This is a genomic window from Streptomyces sp. Je 1-369 (assembly GCF_026810505.1).
GTDB lineage: Bacteria > Actinomycetota > Actinomycetes > Streptomycetales > Streptomycetaceae > Streptomyces.
On the sequence record NZ_CP101750.1, the window covers coordinates 1847409 to 1865938 of the forward strand.

At 68.7% G+C, this 18530-nt stretch carries 19 protein-coding genes and 1 tRNA gene; 13 read left to right on the forward strand and 7 right to left on the reverse strand.

All coding sequences use genetic code 11. The features are described from left to right. Positions 1–11: 11 nt before the first annotated feature. A complete protein-coding gene (gene corA / locus NOO62_RS08385; protein WP_268770269.1) occupies positions 12–1013 on the forward strand; it encodes a magnesium/cobalt transporter CorA in 1002 nt (333 codons plus the stop codon). A 9-nt stretch (positions 1014–1022) separates the two neighbouring features. Here corA and NOO62_RS08390 read toward each other — a convergent pair whose 3' ends face one another. Together NOO62_RS08390 and NOO62_RS08395 are read right to left on the reverse strand one after the other, a co-directional pair. Next, positions 1023–1811 (reverse strand): ferritin-like domain-containing protein, encoded by a 789-nt coding sequence (locus NOO62_RS08390; protein ID WP_268775515.1) that lies wholly within the window; start codon positions 1809–1811, stop codon positions 1023–1025. 235 nt (positions 1812–2046) lie between these two features. After that, on the reverse strand, positions 2047–3102 hold the full coding sequence (locus NOO62_RS08395; protein WP_268770270.1) for an LLM class F420-dependent oxidoreductase: 1056 nt from the start codon (positions 3100–3102) through the stop codon (positions 2047–2049). A gap of 167 nt (positions 3103–3269) precedes the next feature. Here NOO62_RS08395 and NOO62_RS08400 point away from each other — a divergent pair, with 167 nt between their 5' ends. Together NOO62_RS08400 and NOO62_RS08405 are read left to right on the forward strand one after the other, a co-directional pair. After that, a complete protein-coding gene (locus NOO62_RS08400; protein WP_268770271.1) occupies positions 3270–4250 on the forward strand; it encodes an aldo/keto reductase in 981 nt (326 codons plus the stop codon). Next, the gene (locus NOO62_RS08405; protein ID WP_268770272.1) at positions 4247–6475 is read left to right on the forward strand and encodes an ATP-binding domain-containing protein; all 2229 of its coding nucleotides are present in this window, start codon (positions 4247–4249) and stop codon (positions 6473–6475) included. Before NOO62_RS08400 ends, NOO62_RS08405 begins: the two co-directional genes overlap by 4 nt. Before the next feature lie 96 nt (positions 6476–6571). Here the strand turns inward: NOO62_RS08405 and NOO62_RS08410 are convergent, their stop codons facing one another. Next, positions 6572–7351: a hypothetical protein gene (locus NOO62_RS08410; protein WP_268770273.1), complete on the reverse strand. Its 780-nt coding sequence runs from the start codon at positions 7349–7351 to the stop codon at positions 6572–6574. Positions 7352–7398: 47 nt separating this feature from the next. Between NOO62_RS08410 and NOO62_RS08415 the strand changes: the two genes are divergently transcribed. Next, positions 7399–7587, forward strand: a complete 189-nt coding sequence (locus NOO62_RS08415) for a DUF5703 family protein (protein WP_079074641.1) — start codon at positions 7399–7401, stop codon at positions 7585–7587. Between the two features lie 62 nt (positions 7588–7649). Here the strand turns inward: NOO62_RS08415 and NOO62_RS08420 are convergent, their stop codons facing one another. The 3 genes from NOO62_RS08420 to NOO62_RS08435 all read right to left on the reverse strand — a co-directional run bounded on the left by NOO62_RS08420 (position 7650) and on the right by NOO62_RS08435 (position 10368). Further along, complete coding sequence (locus tag NOO62_RS08420; RefSeq protein WP_321170559.1) at positions 7650–8480, reverse strand: chaplin; 831 nt, start codon at positions 8478–8480, stop codon at positions 7650–7652. 138 nt (positions 8481–8618) lie between these two features. Next, a complete protein-coding gene (locus NOO62_RS08430) occupies positions 8619–8852 on the reverse strand; it encodes a chaplin (RefSeq protein ID WP_268770274.1) in 234 nt (77 codons plus the stop codon). Positions 8853–9042: 190 nt separating this feature from the next. Then, entirely contained in the window at positions 9043–10368 is a 1326-nt protein-coding gene (locus tag NOO62_RS08435) for a M20/M25/M40 family metallo-hydrolase (protein ID WP_268770275.1), read from the reverse strand. 188 nt (positions 10369–10556) lie between these two features. Between NOO62_RS08435 and NOO62_RS08440 the strand changes: the two genes are divergently transcribed. Next, positions 10557–10644: transfer RNA gene (locus NOO62_RS08440), tRNA-Leu, on the forward strand. A gap of 88 nt (positions 10645–10732) precedes the next feature. On the opposite strand, the gene NOO62_RS08445 is transcribed toward NOO62_RS08440, so the two are convergent. Then, positions 10733–12091: a tyrosine-type recombinase/integrase gene (locus NOO62_RS08445; protein ID WP_266985439.1), complete on the reverse strand. Its 1359-nt coding sequence runs from the start codon at positions 12089–12091 to the stop codon at positions 10733–10735. A gap of 56 nt (positions 12092–12147) precedes the next feature. On the opposite strand from NOO62_RS08445, the gene NOO62_RS08450 reads away from it, so the two are divergent. From NOO62_RS08450 to NOO62_RS08485, 8 genes are all read left to right on the forward strand, one after another. Then, positions 12148–12699, forward strand: coding sequence for a hypothetical protein (locus NOO62_RS08450; protein WP_266985441.1), 552 nt, complete (start codon positions 12148–12150; stop codon positions 12697–12699). Between the two features lie 71 nt (positions 12700–12770). Then, complete coding sequence (locus tag NOO62_RS08455) at positions 12771–12941, forward strand: helix-turn-helix domain-containing protein (RefSeq protein ID WP_266985443.1); 171 nt, start codon at positions 12771–12773, stop codon at positions 12939–12941. Further along, positions 12938–13453: a hypothetical protein gene (locus NOO62_RS08460; protein ID WP_268770276.1), complete on the forward strand. Its 516-nt coding sequence runs from the start codon at positions 12938–12940 to the stop codon at positions 13451–13453. The genes NOO62_RS08455 and NOO62_RS08460 overlap by 4 nt, the downstream gene beginning before the upstream one ends. A 360-nt stretch (positions 13454–13813) precedes the next feature. After that, a complete protein-coding gene (locus tag NOO62_RS08465) occupies positions 13814–14080 on the forward strand; it encodes a helix-turn-helix domain-containing protein (protein ID WP_268770277.1) in 267 nt (88 codons plus the stop codon). A 45-nt stretch (positions 14081–14125) separates the two neighbouring features. Further along, positions 14126–15031, forward strand: a complete 906-nt coding sequence (locus NOO62_RS08470) for a P22 phage major capsid protein family protein (protein WP_268770278.1) — start codon at positions 14126–14128, stop codon at positions 15029–15031. A gap of 253 nt (positions 15032–15284) precedes the next feature. Beyond that, on the forward strand, positions 15285–15467 hold the full coding sequence (locus tag NOO62_RS08475) for a hypothetical protein (protein WP_268770279.1): 183 nt from the start codon (positions 15285–15287) through the stop codon (positions 15465–15467). A 916-nt stretch (positions 15468–16383) separates the two neighbouring features. Beyond that, on the forward strand, positions 16384–16908 hold the full coding sequence (locus NOO62_RS08480; RefSeq protein ID WP_268770280.1) for a hypothetical protein: 525 nt from the start codon (positions 16384–16386) through the stop codon (positions 16906–16908). Between the two features lie 88 nt (positions 16909–16996). Next, positions 16997–18403, forward strand: coding sequence for a DUF3987 domain-containing protein (locus tag NOO62_RS08485; RefSeq protein ID WP_268770281.1), 1407 nt, complete (start codon positions 16997–16999; stop codon positions 18401–18403). The last annotated feature ends 127 nt before the right edge of the window (positions 18404–18530 follow it).

Genomic DNA, 18530 nt, shown 5'->3' on the forward strand with positions numbered 1-18530 from the left:
GAATGCGCTGTGTGATCGTCGACTGTGCCATCTACCGGGACGGACGTCGGACCGAGGGCCCCGAGGACCTCTCCGACGCCCTCGACCAGGCGCGGGCGGAGGGCGACGCGTTCGTGTGGATCGGGCTTCATGAGCCGACGGCGAAGGAGTTCGACCGGGTCAGCCAGGAGTTCGGGCTGCATCCGCTGGCCGTCGAGGACGCCCTCAAGGCCCATCAGCGGCCCAAGCTGGAGGTTTACGACGACTCGCTGTTCATGGTCCTCAAGCCGGTCGTGTACGAGCAGGACAGCGACACCGTCTCGTCGGGCGAGGTCATGATCTTCATGGGTGACTCGTTCGTGGTCACCGTCCGGCACGGCGAGGGCGCGCCGCTCGGTGCCGTCCGGCACCGGCTCGAGGCCGACCGGGACGTCCTCAAGCACGGTCCGACAGCCGTCCTGTACTCGATCGCCGACGCGTCCGTGGACCACTATCTGGAGGTCGCCGACGAGCTGCAGACCGACCTGGAGGGCCTGGAGGCGGAGGTCTTCTCCCCGGAGGGCGGGAGCGCGTCGCGGAACACGGCGTCGCGGATCTACCGGTTCAAGCGGCAGATCCTGGAGTTCCGCCGGGCGACGGGGCCGTTGGCCCTGCCTGTGGGACGTCTCTCCGGAGTGGGCCCTTTCAGCTCCTCGGTGCCCTTCGTGGACGAGACGGCGCAGCCGTTCTTCCGGGACGTCAATGACCACCTGACGCGCGTCAACGAGTCCGTGGAGGGTCTGGACCGGCTGGTGTCGGACATCCTGTCCGCGCACCTGGCGCAGATGAGCGTGCGGCAGAACGACGACATGCGGAAGATCTCGGCGTGGGCGGCGATGGCCGCGGTGCCCACGATGATCGCGGGCGTCTACGGCATGAACTTCGATCACATGCCCGAGCTGCACTGGGCGTGGACGTACCCGGCGGTGATCCTCCTGATGGCGGTCCTGGAGGTCGTCCTGTACCGCATGTTCAAGCGCCGCGGCTGGCTGTAGGCCCGCGGCTCAGGCGAGCTCGGTGGCCGCCGTGGCGGGTCCTCCCAGGGCGTCGCGCCGGCCGGGCACCTCCAGGGAGACCATGCGCCGCCAGCCGAGGGCTCTCTCGTAGCCGTACAGGGCGTGGATGCCCGCGGTGAGCATCTGCCGTTTGGCGTGCGGCCAGTGGAGGATGCGTCCCATGCGCTCCATCACGGCGAGGCTGACGTCGCGGTAGACGCGGATCTCGGTGTGGGCGCACTCGCGCAGGGTGCGCTGGATGGTGCGGCCGTGCCCCGCACGCGCGAACCGGAGCAGTTCCTCGTGGCAGTACGCGAGGTGGTTGTCCTCGTCGTGGGAGATCATCCGTACGGCGCGGCCGATGTCGGGGTGGTCGGCGAAGTGCTTGAGGAGCAGCCGCATCTGTTCGGAGGCGCGCTGCTCGGTGACTCTGCTGTGCGCGAGGTAGGTGACGATGTCCTGCACGGACAGCGGCTTGTCGGCCTTCAGCTTGTCGTGTGCGAGACCGATGCCGTGTTTCTCCAGGAGCATCGTGTAGTCGGTGTCGTGTGGGACCTCGACCGGTCGCAGGCCGCGTTTCCTCAACAGTGCGTGGAAGATCCTGCCGTGCTTGTCCTCGTCGGCGCCGTGCCGGACGATCCTGGGGGCGAGGGCGCGCTCGGTCCGCGGGACGAGCGCGGCGATGCGGCCGTTCTCCCAGCCGCCCTGGGCCTCACCACTGGCCGCGATGGAGCAGAAGAGCCGGAACGACTCGTCGTTGTCGAGGATCTCTTCGAAGACACTCCTGGCCGACAGCATCACGGACACCTCCATGGCCTGCACGCGAACCTCGCAAAGAACGAGTCAAGTGCGAGGTTCCGCCGCGGGCAACAGCTGTACCGGTCGACTGCGCCGAACGAAGGACACCGGCACCGCCACGAAGCCGTAACCGAGGGCTTGTTGACGCGTTGTTCCCCGTGACGGCCGTGGCGGGGAAGACCCCCCGAGCCCCCACCACGGCCGCAGACTTCCCCCCCCCTTGCGTTTCCTCTTCCTACGCCAGTCCGGCGCGCTCCAGGGCCTCCGTGCCCGCGCGCAGCGAGGCGAGGCGTTCCTCCAGCGTGAAGCCCGCGGGGGCCAGCGTGAGCGTGGTGACCCCGGCCGCGGCGTAGGCCTGCATGCGGTCGGCGATCCGGTCCACGGAACCGAGCAGCGTGGTGGAGTCGATCAGCTGCCGGGGCACCGCCGCGGCCGCCCCGTCCTTGTCGCCCGCCAGGTACTTGTCCTGGATCTCGGCGGCCTCCTTCTCGTACCCCATGCGCTGTGCCAGCTGGTTGTAGAAGTTCTGCTTCCGGCTGCCCATGCCGCCGACGTACAGGGCGGTGTACGGCCTGAACATGTCCGCGAGGGCGTCGACCTGGGTGTCCTCGCCGACGGCGAGCGGCACCGTCGGGACGACGTCGAAGCCGTCCATGGTCTTGCCTGCCTTCTCACGCCCGGCGCGCAGGTGCCGGATCGCGGTGTCCTCCAGGTGTTCGGCGGCCGGGAAGATCAGCAGGGCTCCGTCGGCGATCTCGCCGGTCTGCTCCAGGTTCTTCGGGCCGATCGCGGCGACGTACAGCGGGATGTGCTCGCGCTGGGGGTGGACGGTCAGCTTGATGGGCTTGCCGGGGCCGCCGGGCAGCGGCAGCGTCCAGTGCTCGCCCTCGTAGGAGAGGCGCTCGCGGGTCATGGCCTTGCGCACGATCTCGACGTACTCGCGCGTGCGGGCCAGCGGCTTGTCGAACTTGACGCCGTACCAGCCCTCGGAGACCTGCGGGCCCGAGACGCCGAGGCCGAGACGGAACCGGCCGCCGGAGAGCGAGTCGAGGGTCGCCGCCGTCATCGCGGTCATCGCCGGCTGGCGCGCCGGGATCTGGAAGATGGCGGACCCGATGTCGATGCGTTCCGTCTGCGCCGCCACCCAGGACAGCACCGTCGCGGCGTCCGACCCGTACGCCTCCGCGGCCCAGCAGACCGAATAGCCCAGCTTGTCGGCCTCCTTCGCGACGGCGAGATTGTCCGCGTCCATCCCCGCGCCCCAGTAGCCGAGGTTGATCCCGAGCTGCATGACCGGTCCCCTTACCGCTGTACTCATGAGTAACGTGTCTGTGCCCGGGACTGTAGCGTGCGGCACCGCCCTCCGTCAGTGACGGAGGGGTGACCCGGTTCTCCACAGTCGCTGGTTTGTCCACAGGCTCGCCCGTCGCGGGGGCCCGGCCAGTAATCTCAGCGCCCATGGAGCAGAGGCATCTCGGCCGGACCGGCCTGCGCGTGTCCCGCATCGGACTCGGAACCCTCACCTGGGGCCACACCGAGGAGAACGACGCCGCCGACCTGTTGAAGGTGTTCTGGGAGGCGGGCGGCACCCTCGTCGACACCGCTGATGTGTACGGCGACGGGGAGGCGGAGTACGTCATCGGCCGTCTGATCGAGCGGCTCGTGCCCCGCCGCGACCTGGTCATCGCGACGAAGGCGGGCAGCGTCCCGGACCCGGAGCGGCGCTTCGACGGCTCGCGCGGCCATCTCCTCGCCGCACTGGACGCCTCCCTCACCCGCCTCGGCACGGACCATGTGGACCTGTGGCAGGTTCATGCCTTCGATCCGGGGACGCCACTGGAGGAGACCCTGCAAGCCCTGGACATCGCGGTGAGCAGCGGCCGGGCCCGCTATGCGGGCGTCGCGGACTTCAGCGGCTGGCAGCTCGCGAAGGCCGCCACCTGGCAGCTCGCGGCGCCGGGCACCCGCACCCGCCTGGCCAGTACGCAGATGGAGTACTCGTTGCTGCAGCGCGGCGTGGAGCGGGAAGTGCTGCCCGCCGCCCTCGACCTGGGGGTCGGGCTCCTGCCGTCCTCGCCGCTCGGCAGAGGCGTCCTCACCGGGAAGTACCGGCACGCCACGCCCGCCGACTCGCGCGGCGGCTCCGACCACATGGCGCCCTTCGTCGCTCCGTACCTCGACGAGACGGCGGGCCGCATCGTCGACGCGGTCGCGACGGCCGCCGACGGGCTCGCGGCGACCCCGCTCCAGGTCGCCCTCGCCTGGGTGCGGGACCGCCCCGGAGTGACCGCCCCCATCATCGGCGCGCGCAACGCGCAGCAGCTCACGGCCGCATTGTCAGTGGAGACCCTTAGTCTTCCTGACGAGATCTGCCGGGCGCTCGACGACGTGTCGGCGCCGGTGCACCGCTATCCCGATCACGACTGGAGCACGCTGTGAGTACGGAACCCGCTGCCGCGGAGGACCCCGGGGCCGCTGCCGCGGAGCAGGCGGAGTCGCCCGGCGCGGAGGAAGCCGCGCCGGACGCCGAGGCCGCGTCGGACACCGGCGAGAGCAAGGACGAGGCCGGGGACAAGAGCGAAGGCGGGGCCGAGGACAAGAGCGCCGAGCTGTCCGAGACCGAGGCCGAGATCGCCGCGCAGCGCGAGCTGCGGGAGCGCATCGCGGAGCGGAAGGCGTCGAAGCAGGGGCCGATCGAGGCCGGGACGAAGCTGAGCGGCACCGCCGCCGACCTGCTGGCCGCCGTGCGCGCCGTGGAGAGCGGCGAGAAGCCCGTCGTGAGCGCCTTCCAGGAGCCGGAGCCCGCCCGCAGGCCCGCCCCGGTCCGCGCGCCCGAACCCGTGCGCCCGCAGCAGCCCGCGACCGCTCAGGCACCCGCGCAGGAGACCGTCGAGGTTGTCCGTGCCGTGCTCGCCGAGGGAGGCGCGCCGCCCGCCCTCGCCGAGCCGACGGCGGCGGCGCTCGGCGACGGCGCCGACGGGCAACTGCGCGCCGACCCGTGGCAGTTGCTGCGGGTCACCGGCGTGCGGCCCGAGCAGGCCGACGGGTTCGCCAGGGCGCTGCTCGGCGCGGAGTGCGGACCCGACGACGAGCGCAGGGGCCGCGCGATCACCGTATGGCTCCTGGAGCAGGCCGCCGTCGCGGGGCACACGGCGCTCGACGCCGCGACGCTGCACGCCGCGCTCGGGCAGCGCGCGGTGCCGGATCCGGACGCGGCGGTGCAGAGCGCACTCGCCGAGGGCGACGCCCTGGTCTTCCAGGACGCCCTCGAAGGGGCCGAGGTGCCGGTCCAGCGCACGGACGACGAGGCCGCGCGGAGCGGAGCGGACGGCGAGGACGGCGAGGGCGCAGAGCCGGAGCGCCCGGTCCGCGTCCTGATCGGCCTGGAGCGGTACGCACTCGCGGAGGAGAGCCTCGCCGACGGCCTCGCCCGCCTGATCAACTCCCTGCCCAAGGAGCCCGCCGAGACGTCGGAACCGGAGGGCCCCGACTGGGAGGCCGCCGCCGCGCAGGCGTCCGGCTCCGCGGCCGAGCTGATCCGCGCCGTCGCCGGGCACGGACTCGTGCTGCACACCGGCGGCGAGGAGGCACGCGCCGAGCCCGCGGCGCTGGTGGCCGCCGCCGCGGCGCTGGGCCTGCGGGTGTGCGCCGCCGCCCACAGCGCCGACGGACGCCGTCGCCTCGCGCGGGCGACGGGCACCGACGACACCGCGGTCACCGTCGCCGGGCTGCTCGCGGGCGACGAGGGCCCCGGGCGCGACGCGGAGGGTGCGCTCGCGCTCGACCTCCTGGTCGTCCTGGACGCGCCGCAGCTGGACGTGGAGAGCGCGGCGATGCTCGTCGAGTCCCTGTCGGACGGCGCCCGCCTGGTCCTCAGCGGCGACCCGGGCGTGCTGTGGTCGGCGGGCCCCGGGCGGGTCTTCACCGATCTCCTCGCCGCGCGCTGCTGCCCGCAGGTCGTCTCGCGCACCCCGGACCCGGGCCCCGTCGGCGAGCTGACGTCCGGCATCGGCATCGGCGAGCTGAACCAGGTCGAGGCGCCCGGCAAGGAAGTCGTCCTCGTCCCGGTGCGCGACCCCGCGGAGGCCATCCACCGCACGGTCCAGCTCGTCGCGGACTCCGTGCCCCGGGCGATCGGAGTGCCCGCCGAGCACACCCAGGTCATCACGCCGGGACCCGGCGGCGCCGCGGGCACGCGCGCGCTCAACACCGCCCTGAAGGAACGGCTGAATCCGGGCCCCGGCAGGTTCGGCGGCTTCGACCCGGACGACCGGGTGGCGTACGTCCCCGCGCCGGGCCGCACGACGCTCGGCCGCGTGGTGCGGGCCGATGAGGAGGGACTGCACCTGGAGTGCGACGGCGCCCCCGTCGTCGTAGCCAAGGAACGGGTCGAGCGGGAGGTGCGGCACGGCTGGGCGCTCACCGCGCACCAGGCGACCGGGCAGCGCTGGCCCGCGGTCGTCGTGGTGCTGCCGGGCGACGCGGCCCAGGCACTGTCCCGGCCGTGGGTGTACACCGCGTTCAGCCGCGCGGAACGGCATCTGTCGGTCGTGCAGGGCGTGGAGCAGGCGCTGCCGCGCGCGGTGGCGGAACGCCTCTGGAAGGGCCGTACGACGCGCCTGCAGACGCTGCTGCACCCGCAGGTGCCGGCGACGACGGCCTGAGGGCCGCCGCTCCCACGACGCAGTGCGCTCGCCGCCCCCGAGGGAGCGGCGAGCGCAGGAGCGATTCGCCTTGGACCATGGCGCGGGAAGCAGCCGTCAGCGGCCCGCCCGCCGGGCGTCCGGAGCGTCCCCGACACCGTCCGTCTCGTCGACACCCTCCGTGTCGTCGGCGACGTCGACGTCATCGGTGTCGTCGAGCGGCACCGGCACGTCCGGGTCGATGTCGATGTCGACGTCCGGGTCGAGGCCGTCGAGCCCGTCGTCGTCCAGTTCGTCGTCGAAGACCACGCTGACGTCGAAGCGGCACACCACCCGGTGCGGGTCGGCCTGGTCGAAGGGGGCGTCGAGCCACTCCCCCGGCTCCGCGGGGGTGTCCACGGCAGTGACCCAGAGCGTGGAGTCGCCCTCCTCCAGGCCGAACTCCTTGTGCCGGGAGGAGATCTCGTCCGGCTCGAACTCGCCGAAGAGGACACCGAGGGCGCTGTGCACGGTGTCCGCGGAGCTGCCGCCCCCCGTGCCGCCCGCTTCGAGGTCGGCGACCCGCTGGGCCTGGGCGAGGAGCCGCTGCGGCTCCACCACCGTGTAGTCGCGGCGGAGCAGCACGCTCAGCGCGTTGGCTTCGTCGGGACCCTGGTACGGCGGGAGCGCGTCGTCGGTGCCGGGGATCTCGAAGGGGGTGACCTCGTCGTAGCGGTCGTAGAGGAGCTCGTCGTACTCCTCGGCCGCCGCGGCGAGTTCGTTGAACGCTTCGTAGACGGCCGGATCGTCCTCGCCAGACCTGCGTTCGACCGCGGCCAGGTGGCGGTCGAGCGCGGTCTTGACCGCCTCGGCGGCGGCACGTACCTCGGCAGCGGTGGGCTGCGCAGCATCAGACATAGTGCAGACGCTATCCGTACGAGGCCCGTGCCCGCACAATAGATGCGATGCCGGAATACGAATTTGTCGACGTGTATGTACCGCGCGGGGTTACCCGCAAGGAAGCCACGCGCCTGCTGACGGACCACGCGGAGTACGGACACTGGGAGTTGGACCGCCTGAGTCTGCGCCCCGACGGCAGCCGCAGAGTGCGCCTGAAGCGGCGCATCATCCGCCAGCTGAGAGCCACCTGGTGAAACGGAGCGGGCCCCGCGACGGCGGGGCCCGCTCCGTTCGGCGTGCCGGTGTGCGACGTGGCTCAGGCGGACGCCCGGGCCTTGCGGTAGAGCACGGCGCCCGCGAGCACCGCACCCGCACCGATCGGCAGCGTGAGGCCGAGCGGCAGCTCACTGCCAGTCGACGCGAGCTGCGACGTCCCCTCGGGCGGGGTGACGACCTGCGCCTGCGGGTTGTTCGGCATGGCACGGTCGTCGATCGGCTTGACCGGGTCGTGCGGGGACTGGGAGCCCCCGGGCGTTTCCGGGTTGCCGGGGTTACCGGGATTACCGGGATTACCGGGATTACCGGGGTGGCCGGGTTCACCCGGGTTGCCCGGCTTGCCGGGTTCCTCCGGATTGCCGGGGTGTTCCGGCTTGCCCGGCTCTTCGGGTTCGGTCGGGGGCTTCTCGCCGCCCGGCGGGGTGCCCGTGGAGCCGGATTCGTTGGCGCACTCGTTGCCCATCGCCGGGTTGCCGAGGCCGCCGATGGTGACGCTGTTGCCGCACACGTTCACCGGGGCGTCGATCGGCAGCTGCACGTTGTTGCCGGAGCCGACGCCGGGCGAGTCACCGGCGTGCCCCTGCGCCTTGGCGCCGCCGGACGGCTTGTGCGAACCGCCGCCCTTGTGGCCGCCGTTGGCGCAGCTGTTGCCCATCGCCGGGTTGAGGACGCCGACCACGTTCACGGTGTTCCCGCACACGTTGACCGGTACGTCGACGGGAAGCTGGACATTGTTGCCCGACAACACGCCGGGCGAATTCGTGCTGCTTCCCTGAGCACCCGAGTCCGCGTGTGCGTAACCGCCGGTCGCGGCGAGCACGCCGGTCGCGGCCGCCACGGTGATCAGGCCCTTGCGCGTGACCTGTCGCATAGCTGTTCCCTGCCTTTAACCTGCCGGAATGCGTACGGGCCCACTGCCCGAACGCGGAATGCCCGTCGGCCCCGGAGCGCATGGCACGCACTCCGGGGCCGACGGACTCAGACCCTCAAGGGGTGAGGCACAACGACGTCACTTGTTGATGCAGGTGTTGCCGAAGGCGGGGTTCAGCAGCCCGACCACGGAGACCGTGTTGCCGCAGGCGTTCACCGGAACGTGCACGGGCACCTGGATGACATTGCCCGACACCACGCCGGGAGAGCCCACGGCGGCACCCTGGGCACCGGCGTCGGCGGTGGCGATGCCCGCACCCGCGAGCACGAGACCACCAGTGGCAGCCACAGCAGCGACGACCTTCTTGATCATTATTCCTCCTCGTTGGCAATGCAATCCCAGCCGCGGACTGCATGACCTGTAACGAGGGGGGACCGGAGGGGCTACGACTCGACGGGCCCTTTCACTCTTTTCAGGCAAGTACGCACGCGCTGACGATTATTGGAGTGTCGTTTCAGCGCGTAATGCGGCCGGTTTTCCACCGAATTCCGGCCGCATTCCTTCAGGACGCGTCGATGAACCGGTCGAGCACCCGGACGCCGAACTTGAGGCCGTCCACCGGCACCCGCTCGTCGACACCGTGGAACATGCCCGCGAAGTCCAGCTCCGGCGGCAGCTTCAGCGGCGCGAAGCCGAAGCCGCGGATGCCGAGGTCGTCGAAGGACTTGGCGTCCGTGCCGGCCGAGAGCATGTACGGCACGGCGCGGGCGATCGGGTCCTCGGCGCGCAGGGCGGTCTGCATGGCGTCGACGAGCGCACCGTCGAAGGTGGTCTCCAGTGCCTTGTCGGCATGAACGTCCTCGCGCTTGACCCGCGGGCCGAGAATCCGGTCGAGGTCGGCGAGGAACTCCTCCTCGTAGCCGGGCAGGTAGCGGCCGTCGACGTGCGCGGTGGCCTGGCCCGGAATCACGTTCACCTTGTACCCGGCGCCGAGCTGCGTGGGGTTGGCGGTGTTCTGCAGGGAGGCGCCGATGAGCTTGGCGATGCCGCCGAGCTTGGCGAGCGTCGCGTCCATGTCCTCCGGGTCGAGCTCGGTGCCGAGGGCGTCGCCGAGTTCGTCGAGGAAGTGCCGGAGCGTCTTGGTGACGCGCACCGGGAACTTGTGACGCCCGAGCCGTCCGACGGCCTCGGAGAGCTCGGTGATCGCGTTGTCCTTGTGGATCATCGACCCGTGGCCGGCGGTGCCGTCCACGGTCAGCTTCATCCAGTGCATGCCCTTCTGGGCCGTCTCGACGAGGTAGAGCCGCAGGTTCTCGTTGACGGTGAAGGAGAAGCCGCCGACCTCGCTGATCGCCTCCGTGCACCCCTCGAAGAGGCCGGGGTGGTTGTCGACCAGGTGCCGCGCGCCGTACGTGCCGCCCGCCTCCTCGTCCGCGAGGAACGCCAGGACGATGTCGCGCGGGGGCTTGCGGCCCGACCGCATGCGCTCGCGGACGACCGCGAGGGTCATCGCGTCCATGTCCTTCATGTCGACCGCGCCCCGGCCCCACACGCAGCCGTCCGCGATCTCCCCGGAGAAGGGGTGGTGCGTCCAGTCCGCGGCGTTGGCCGGGACGACGTCCGTGTGGCCGTGGATGAGGAGCGCGGGCCGCGACGGGTCCTCGCCCTCGATCCTGGCGACCGTGGAGGCCCGGCCCGGGTGGGACTCGAAGATCTTCGGCTCGAGCCCCACCTCGGCGAGTTTCTCCGCGACGTACTCGGCGGCCTTGCGCTCCCCCGGGCCCGAGTGGTCGCCGTAGTTGCTCGTATCGATCTGGATCAGTTCGCGACAGAGGTCGACGACCTCGTCCTCACCGGTGACGGCCTTGCCCGTGCTGGACCCGCTCACGCTGGCTCCTCCCGCATTCGCTGCTGGTGGTCCCCCTCATCCTCTCTCTCCGCGGCTCCGCGCCCAAGGGCGGGCGGGTGTCGTCATCCGCAGTTCACGAGGGGTGGCGGGGGTGATCGGGGACCCCTGGAAGCCTGGTAATGTTCTCTGTGTCGCCGCGGGAAACGCCCCGCGAAGACAGACACCTTGTCCGGGTGGCGGAATGGCAGACGCGCTAGCTTGAGGTGCTAGTGCCCTTTATCGGGCGTGGGGGTTCAAGTCCCCCCTCGGACACCAGCTGAGACCCCTGTTCATCAGGGGTTTTCTGCTTTTCTGGGGTGTGGCGTGACCAACCGCGTGACCAACAGCCCAGAGATTTCCCAGGTCAGACCAGGGATGACAGGCCGAGCCTGTTGGCTCCGGAGGCAGCGAGCTTCCGGGCTCCGTTCTTCCTGCTGTGCCCGTAGCGGGCCATCGTGTAGCCCGGCGAGTGGTGCCGGACGTTGGCGGAGACCTCGACGGGGTTCTCCCCGGCCTCCAGATCGTTCGTGACCTTGCTGTGCCTCCAGTCGTGAATCCGGAACTCTTCGGGGAGCTTCAGGCGGGTGCGCAGGGTGCGCCACCGTGCCGAGACCTTCTCGGGGTCTTGCGGCCCGCCCGCTTCGCCCCGGTAGAGCTTGAAGCCGTCGCGGGCGAACACGAGATCGTGATCCGTCCATGCGAAGCCGAGGCGTTCGCGCTCCGCCTGCTGGCGCTCCCATTGCCACTTCAGAATGTTCATCACGGACTGATCCACATGGATCAGGGCGTTGGCGTCGCCGTCCTTGGTCAGCTTCCGCAGCCGGTAGGTGTTGCCCTCCTCCACCACGACCCAGCCCAGTTCGATGGAACCCTCAGCCCAGTTGATGAGGGACCACTTCATACCCAGGGCCTCACTGCGCCGCACTCCAGTGGCGGCGTAGACGGTCCACAGCGGAGCATCCCGCAGGCAGTGATGAGCCAGGCCACCATCACAGGCCCGGTTGCCGCACGGCTCCCACACGGAGGACAGGAACCGGGCGGTCCCGTCGTCGTCCAGGGTGGGGAAGTCCCGTTCCTGCGCTCGTATCTCCCGGCCTGTAGGCGGGTTGGCGGTGGCGGCCGGGTTGGCAGGGATCAGCTTGGGCACAGCCGCGCCGAGTGCGCCGGACAGGATGTTGTGGACGTGCCGCACGGACTTGGCCCCGAGCGGCTTGCCCGCGTTGGTGGGGCACGGGACGGTTTCCAGCATTCGGTACAGGTCGTCCAGCGTGTCGTCGGTGACCTCGGACAGCTTCATGTGGCCGATGTGTGGTTTAACGTGCAGGCGGATCTTCGTCTCGTACCCGGCCACGGTCGTTCCCTCCTTCCTTAGATTGCTGTGCCACTTGTCGAGCCAGTCCCCCAGCTTCATGTCAGAGCGGGGCGCGATCTTCCCGGCCTCGTGGTCGGTGTGCCAGTCGCGAAGTGCCTTTTCCGCTGCGGTCTTGGTCTTGTAGTCCCTGCCGATCCAATAGCGCTCCTGCTTTCCAGTTGCCTTGTTGAAGTGGAGGGGCGTGCGTACGCCCCAGGTGTTCGGCCGTCCCGTCCGCTTGATCTCCACGGGGGTTCCGCCGAGTCCGTTGCCGCGCTTCGCCACGGATGCCTGGTGCTCTCTGTCGGGTCCGCCGGTCGGCGTGTGCCGTACCGGGCCGGTGCATCGCTCCGGCGCCCCCAGTTTGACCATGACCCACCACCCATTGTCAACCGATGGTGGACCACCATCCGTGGTACGGTTTGGGCATGGATGCAGACGAGAGCGGATTCGAGATCACCCAACATCAGGGCGCGTGGGACATCCGCATGTGGTGGCCGAGCGGGCCAGTGACGGGAGGTCCGCAGCGCATCACCATCGAGGAGGCGGAAGATGCCCCCGCCCGTGACGTGGCGCGAGGCATCTCTACGACGGTGCTCCGCAGACTCGATCTCGCGGGGGCCCTGAAAGCGGCGCATGAGGCCGCCCCCAGCCTCGAAGACAAAGCACGGGAGATCAGCGAGGCGATTGAGGCGGCAGCGAAGACGGCTGGGCATCTGCTCGCCGCCGAAGGGGTCTCGGCCCCTTATCTGGTCATCCTGTCGGCCACATACATCCAGATGGCGAACATCGGAGCACGCCGCCCCGTTGACTGGCTGGCCGAGCTCATCGAGCGGCGGCCGGAGACCGTCCGGGACCACCTCAAGAAGGCCCGCAGGGACGGGTACTTGAGTTCGCTCGCAGGCAAGGCCGGTGGGGAGCTGACCGACAAGGCCACGGCCGTACTCGATTCCCTGCCGGACACAGGAGAAGCCCGGTAGTCCCCGTTCTGCATGCCTACTTGACCACGCCCCCGAGGCCATCGGGGGCTTTCTGTTTCTCGGAGGATTCTTTGACCAAGCTGATGACCGTTGATGAGGTGGCGGAGTACCTGGGCCGCCCGAAGCATTGGATCTACAACAACCACAAGGCCCAGGGCATCCCGTTCAAGAAGGTGGGACAGGCGCTCCGCTGCCGCCGTCATGACCTTGACCGGTGGCTGGACGGGCAGGGGGCACGATGATTGACCTGGACGCGGACCCGTTCCCCAAGCGCCCGGCTTGGGAGACGCCCGAGCCGATAGCGCAGGTGGCCGCCCCACACGGAGCGTCACGGCCGGCTGAGCGGAGCGAGAACGGGAGCGGTGAACCGGAGTTGATTAGCTCGACCCCGGCGTTGAGGAAGCCGAGGTCTGTGATCCGGTACGAGTGGGAGCGGGCCATGTGGAACTGCCCCGACATCGCAGGCAAGCACAAGCACGTGCTCGCGGCTGCCTCGTTCTTCGCCACCTTCGACACCGGGCGAGACCTCCGGGCACCGCAGGAACTCATCGCCGAAGCGTCCGGGGCGTCGCTGAGCACGGTTGGCCGGGCCATCCGGTACGGGCGCGAGGAGGGCTGGTTGTGGGTGGAGCACAAGTCGAAGGGCAAGGGTGACTGTGACGTGCACTGGCTGACGATTCCCCGGCATGACCACGGGCACGGCTTCAAGGACATGAAGGCCAGGGCCAGGGAATACGACCACACGTCACACTGACCTACTACCTAGTGATGTTTACCCAGGGACTTCTACCGAGGGTTGTTGACCGAGTGATCCTGGGCTGGTTAGGCCAGGGCTGCTGAGATGGCCAGCCTTGAGGGGCTGGCCAGGCTCATGCTCTGAACTATGACCTTCTACCAGCCGAGGCAGAGATCAAGGATTCGGTTCCGCCCGCCCCGTGACGGGCGTCTCACTTTCTCGCAGATGCGTCCCCTGCCCCTCGCAGGGACACCGACATTATTAGTGAGAGAGAACGTTACCCATAACGCCTCCAGCCCCGGCCACTTGTATGCGTGGCCGGGGTCTTCTTTTTGCCCGCAGAGTCGCGGTTCAGCTACCAACTGATAGGAGTCCCTTATGTTCGATCGTCACGCTTTCACTGCCCGTCGCGTCACCCTTGGCCTGTCCGTTGAGGAGATGGCCGACGAAATGATGGTTGCTCGCTCCACCGTCTACCGGTGGGAGAACGGGGAGACCTGCCCGAGCCTGCGGATGCTCGTCCAGGCATCCCGGCACCTGTGCGCGCCGCTGCTTTCCCTCATGACCGACGACGACACCGAGCAGCGCCGCAAGGCCACGGCCGTTGACGCCCTGCTTCGCGAGGGACATTCCACGACTCACTGATGAAGTGCCCATAGGCCACAGTTTTATTGATTATTAGGAGTGAGCATGACCGATCAGAACCCTATGACCGTCCAGGAAGCCGTTAAGTCCGAGAACAGCTTCGCCATCTCCCAGATCGTCGCCTCTACGGCCCTGGAAATGCTGGTCGGGTTCAAGGGCCTGGCACACACGGTGCACCGGGACGCGGAGGAAGATTTCCGGGGCGGTGTCGGCACCAAGGTGCGCATCCGGCGTCCGGAGGTACTGAAGGCCGCCAACTTCAACGGCTCTGTGAACAGCATGGTGCAACCCGTCAAGGACACCACCATTGAGCTAGAGATCACCGATCACGCCCTGTCGGCGGTGGAGATCACAGACAAGGAGATGCGCTTCGACCTCTACACGTTCGAGCAGCAGATCACGCTTCCCCAGTCCGCGGGAGTCGGTGACTACCTGGAGCAGAACATTGCGAACACGATGAACCAGCGCACGGCCGACGGCGCTTCGGGCCTGATCACGATGAAGGCGACCCAGCCCCGGCACGCGATCATCGACGCGGGCACGGTGCTGGACAAGAGCCGTACGGCGGGCCGCCGTTGGCTGGCCGTCTCCCCGGATGTGAAGAACGTCCTGCTGAAGGACGACAACTTCTCTCAGGTCGCCCAGGCCGGTTCGGATGAGACGCTGCGCGGCGGCATCATCGGTGAGGCGTACGGCTTCACGGTCGTCTACTCGCCGTTTCTGGCCGACAAGACCGCCGTTGCCTACATCGGCTCGGCGTTCGCCATGGCGGTCTGCTCGCCGCCCGTGGTGCGGAGTGAGTTCTCCGCCTCGGCCGGTCACCAGGGCTACTCGATGCGCTGGCTGATGACCTTCAACGACGACAGCCTGAACCAGCGCTCCATCATGGACGCCTACGTCGGCTCGACTGTCTTGGACGAGCGGCGCTCGGTTGGTCTCAAGCTCGCCTGACCGCAGCCGCGCAGGGCGACGGAGCCGCCTTGGCGGTCTGGACAGCCTGATGCTCGACATCGGGCGACTCCTGGGCGATCTGGGCGACCCGGACTGGAAGCGTGAGTGGGAGCAGCGTGAGAGCCTGCCCGATGCAGCAGCTGTGGTAGTCCAGCAGTCATCAGGCAGCAAACCAATGGCCTTGTGCAGATGCGGTATGCCGCGGAATCCGTGAATCTGGAGAGGACGGGAAACCGCTGCAAGGAGGACTGCAATGCCTACAGAGGACAACATCAAGAAGATGATGGGGCAGGCACCCCAGGCCAGTAAGGCCACCGACAAGGATGGTGGGGTTGTCGACGAGGCCGCCGAAAAGGCCGGTGATGTCGCCGACGGCACCCAAGACGCCCTCAAGCAGCAACTGGAGAAGGACCAGGGTAGCGGCGAGGACGAGTAGTCCGCCGCTGGTGCTTGGCTAGCAGGGCGTGCCCGATGCGCCCGACCTATCGGGCACGTCCTTGTTCGTCCATGGCTATCCAGAGAAGGGGCCCCTTGAGGGCCCCTTTTTTGTACCTAGCCCTGTATCACGGTTAGTTCGTTCATTCTCGCCTCAATGCAGGCACCACCGCCCTCTCTGGGGGCGGTCGAGGAGACCCGCACCTGGCCTCCGAGGCCAGACCTGGCCAGAGCGTTCGGAGGTATATAACCCCCTCACTATTAATGTCGGTGTCACCTGGTCATCTGGGGGACGTGAAACCCTCAAAGAGTGACCCGGATCACCTCGTAGGGGGCATTGAAGCCTCTAAGAGGCTCGAAGGGGGGTGCAGGGGATTAGCGGAGGCCGGCAGGGGCCCACGAACCACGCTGCGGGTTAGTTAGTTCATACCCGTACATGATCGAAGGAAGGCACCCCTGGTGGGTCCTATTTCTTTTCCAATAACCATTACCCCCACTATTGCATTCACGAGAGTAATGCTCTAGATATCTTTACGTTACCGTTCCGTGATAGGGGATCGGCAGGGTTGATCTCACACCGCACCACCGAATGCGGAGGCCGTCAGAGACTCACTCCGGCCGCTCGCTGAGACTTCACCGCTCCGCCCTATCTAAGGATTCGTGCGCCCATGCGTAAGACCGTTCTGGTACCCGTTCTCAAGACGCTCTGCGACGCTCACATAGCGCGGGACGGAAGTGAGCAAGAGGCCACGGACACACTTGCCCTGGGTGCCCGTACCTGGGACCTGTGCACGGAACACGCGGCCACGTTCGGCCGGTATTTGGTAGACGCCCTGGGAGTGCCGGAGGGCGCCCCAGCCGAAACCTCCCCGGTGGCTCCCGAGGCTGAACCGGTGGCAGTCGTTGAGCCTGTGCCCGTGGCTGAGCCGTCGCCCGTTGTCGAGTCGCAGCGCGATGTGGAGGACGTGAGCGAGGAAGCGGCGGAGCCTGCGCCCGTACCTTCCGTGATGCTGGCCGGTGACGTGCCCGGCTACGACTATCAGGCGGCTCGGGACGCACTGAGGAACGCGGGCTACGAGGTAGTGGGACGTGCGGTCAGTACGACCGTGCTTCTCATCCTCGGTGAGCGAGGCGAAAACAACGGGCACAAGCTGAGGGACGCGGTCGAGCGTGGCATCCCGTGCATGGACGTGCGCAAGCCGGGCCGCTTCAAGTCGGCCGTTCTTTCAGGTGAGTTCGTTGGTGGCGACCCGCTTCCCGAGCCTGTCAAGGTGGACCGCTCGGGGGTGAGCGATCGGGAGCGTAACCGTGTGATCCGGGCATGGGCCCGCGAGAACGGTTGGCCCCACCTCCCTGTGCAGGGGCGTGTCCCGATGCAGGTCCGCCACGCGTACGAGCTGGCCCATCAGGATGCATCCGAGGGAAAAGCGGCTGCGGCCTGAGTGCCGCCCCCACCGTGCCGGGCGCTGAGTGCGCCCGGCCTCCCCGGCCAGAGGCCACCCAGGCAACTCTTTTCGAGATAGAGGCAGCATGAACACCCCCGTTCTGTACGGTCCCATCGGTCGCGCGGTCCGCAAGATCTCCCCATGCCTGGAAGCGGATGCCCTGGGGGTGTACGTGGCCGCCCTGTCGATGTGGTCGGCCGCCATCGGCGGAAGCGTCAAGGTCTCCTCCCGTGGCTCCGCCCGGCCCGTGCTGCTGTGGTCGGCCCTCGTGGCAGGAACGGGCAGGGGTAAGGGAACTGCACTACGGGCCGCGCTTCACGTTCTGGACAAGTCCTTGGGCCGCTTCCTGGCCACACACACTACTTCGGGGATCACGTCCGGAGCGAGCATGGTCAACCACCTGTGGGAGCAGCAAGAGGCCACCGCCGAGACCGAACACGGCCGGGACGTACGGACCCTGGTGGTCGAAGAGGAATGGTCGGAAGTGCTCCGCAGGGTCAAGCGCGACGCGTCGTTCACGACCAAACTTCGGGCCGCCTGGGACGGCGCCACCCTCCGGAACACCACCAAGGAAGAGGCGCAGGAAGTACGCGACCCCGCCATGGTGCTGCACTGCCACGTCACGACCTCCGACTGGTCCAAGTACGTCGGGGAGTCGGAGGCGGCCGGAGGCTCGTACAACCGCATCCTGCCGTTCCTGCTGGGGTCGGTGCCGATGTTGGATGACGATCGGGTGAGCCTGCCGAAGGTGGACGGCTCCGAACTGTCCGACGCTTACAGATGGGCCACCGCCCGCCCCCACGTGATCACCCTCTCCGAGGACGCCCGGCCGCTATGGCGGACCGTGCGCCGGTACGCCCGCATCCTGGGCGAGACCCTGCCGGAAGCTCAGGCCGTGTTCATCGAGCGGACCGCAGAGCAGACGCTCAGGGTCGCGGCCTGCCTCGCGGCCTCCGAGTGCTCCGAGATCATCACGGACGAGATCCTGTCGGCCGCGTTCACGCTCGTACGCCGCTCTGTCCAGGACGCCGTACGGATCAATAAGGGGGCCGACGCTCTGAAGGTGAAGCGGCAGCCGCTCAGCCTGGCGGACAAGGTCCGCGCCCGGATCGAACTGCACGGCGGCCGGGCCACGTCGTCTCAGGTGCTCCCGTACGTGGGGGCGTCGGCCGCCGAGGTCAAGGAACTGCCCGGAATCATCGTGACGGTGGACCGCTCGGGGAAGACTGGCCGACCGGCCACCGTTTTCACGCTCCGCGGTGACACTTCCGGTGACGCTGTGCCGCAGCCGGCCCGCGCGGAGCGTGAGCAGAACCGGGACGATTCCCGTCGCTCTGAGTCGCGGCCGGCTGACTCGAAGCGTGATGAGAACCGCGCAACGGTTGTGCAGATGGACGCTTACCGCCCGACTCCCAGGCAGGCCCCGGAGCCCACGCCCGAACCCAAGCGCCTGGAACCGCTCGACGCCAACCCGTTCCGAGCACTCCTCTAATGAACCAACAAAGCGAGCCCCGGCCAGAAATGGGCCGGGGCTCGCTTTGTTGCTTCGGGCCTACTCCGCTCGTTCGACCAGGGCGACCGATGTGCATAGGCGTCGGAACCGGGCGTGTCCCGTTCGG

What these genes read in the sequence shown, in the direction of transcription:
- NOO62_RS08390 (WP_268775515.1), bottom strand. Translation starts at nt 1,811, where the DNA reads ATGCTGTCGGCCAGGAGTGTCTTCGAAGAGATCCTCGACAACGACGAG.
- NOO62_RS08395 (WP_268770270.1), bottom strand. Translation starts at nt 3,102, where the DNA reads ATGCAGCTCGGGATCAACCTCGGCTACTGGGGCGCGGGGATGGACGCG.
- NOO62_RS08400 (WP_268770271.1), top strand. Translation starts at nt 3,270, where the DNA reads ATGGAGCAGAGGCATCTCGGCCGGACCGGCCTGCGCGTGTCCCGCATC.
- NOO62_RS08410 (WP_268770273.1), bottom strand. Translation starts at nt 7,351, where the DNA reads ATGTCTGATGCTGCGCAGCCCACCGCTGCCGAGGTACGTGCCGCCGCC.
- NOO62_RS08415 (WP_079074641.1), top strand. Translation starts at nt 7,399, where the DNA reads ATGCCGGAATACGAATTTGTCGACGTGTATGTACCGCGCGGGGTTACC.
- NOO62_RS08420 (WP_321170559.1), bottom strand. Translation starts at nt 8,480, where the DNA reads ATGCGACAGGTCACGCGCAAGGGCCTGATCACCGTGGCGGCCGCGACC.
- NOO62_RS08430 (WP_268770274.1), bottom strand. Translation starts at nt 8,852, where the DNA reads ATGATCAAGAAGGTCGTCGCTGCTGTGGCTGCCACTGGTGGTCTCGTG.
- NOO62_RS08445 (WP_266985439.1), bottom strand. Translation starts at nt 12,091, where the DNA reads ATGGTCAAACTGGGGGCGCCGGAGCGATGCACCGGCCCGGTACGGCAC.
- NOO62_RS08450 (WP_266985441.1), top strand. Translation starts at nt 12,148, where the DNA reads ATGGATGCAGACGAGAGCGGATTCGAGATCACCCAACATCAGGGCGCG.
- NOO62_RS08460 (WP_268770276.1), top strand. Translation starts at nt 12,938, where the DNA reads ATGATTGACCTGGACGCGGACCCGTTCCCCAAGCGCCCGGCTTGGGAG.
- NOO62_RS08465 (WP_268770277.1), top strand. Translation starts at nt 13,814, where the DNA reads ATGTTCGATCGTCACGCTTTCACTGCCCGTCGCGTCACCCTTGGCCTG.
- NOO62_RS08470 (WP_268770278.1), top strand. Translation starts at nt 14,126, where the DNA reads ATGACCGATCAGAACCCTATGACCGTCCAGGAAGCCGTTAAGTCCGAG.
- NOO62_RS08475 (WP_268770279.1), top strand. Translation starts at nt 15,285, where the DNA reads ATGCCTACAGAGGACAACATCAAGAAGATGATGGGGCAGGCACCCCAG.
- NOO62_RS08485 (WP_268770281.1), top strand. Translation starts at nt 16,997, where the DNA reads ATGAACACCCCCGTTCTGTACGGTCCCATCGGTCGCGCGGTCCGCAAG.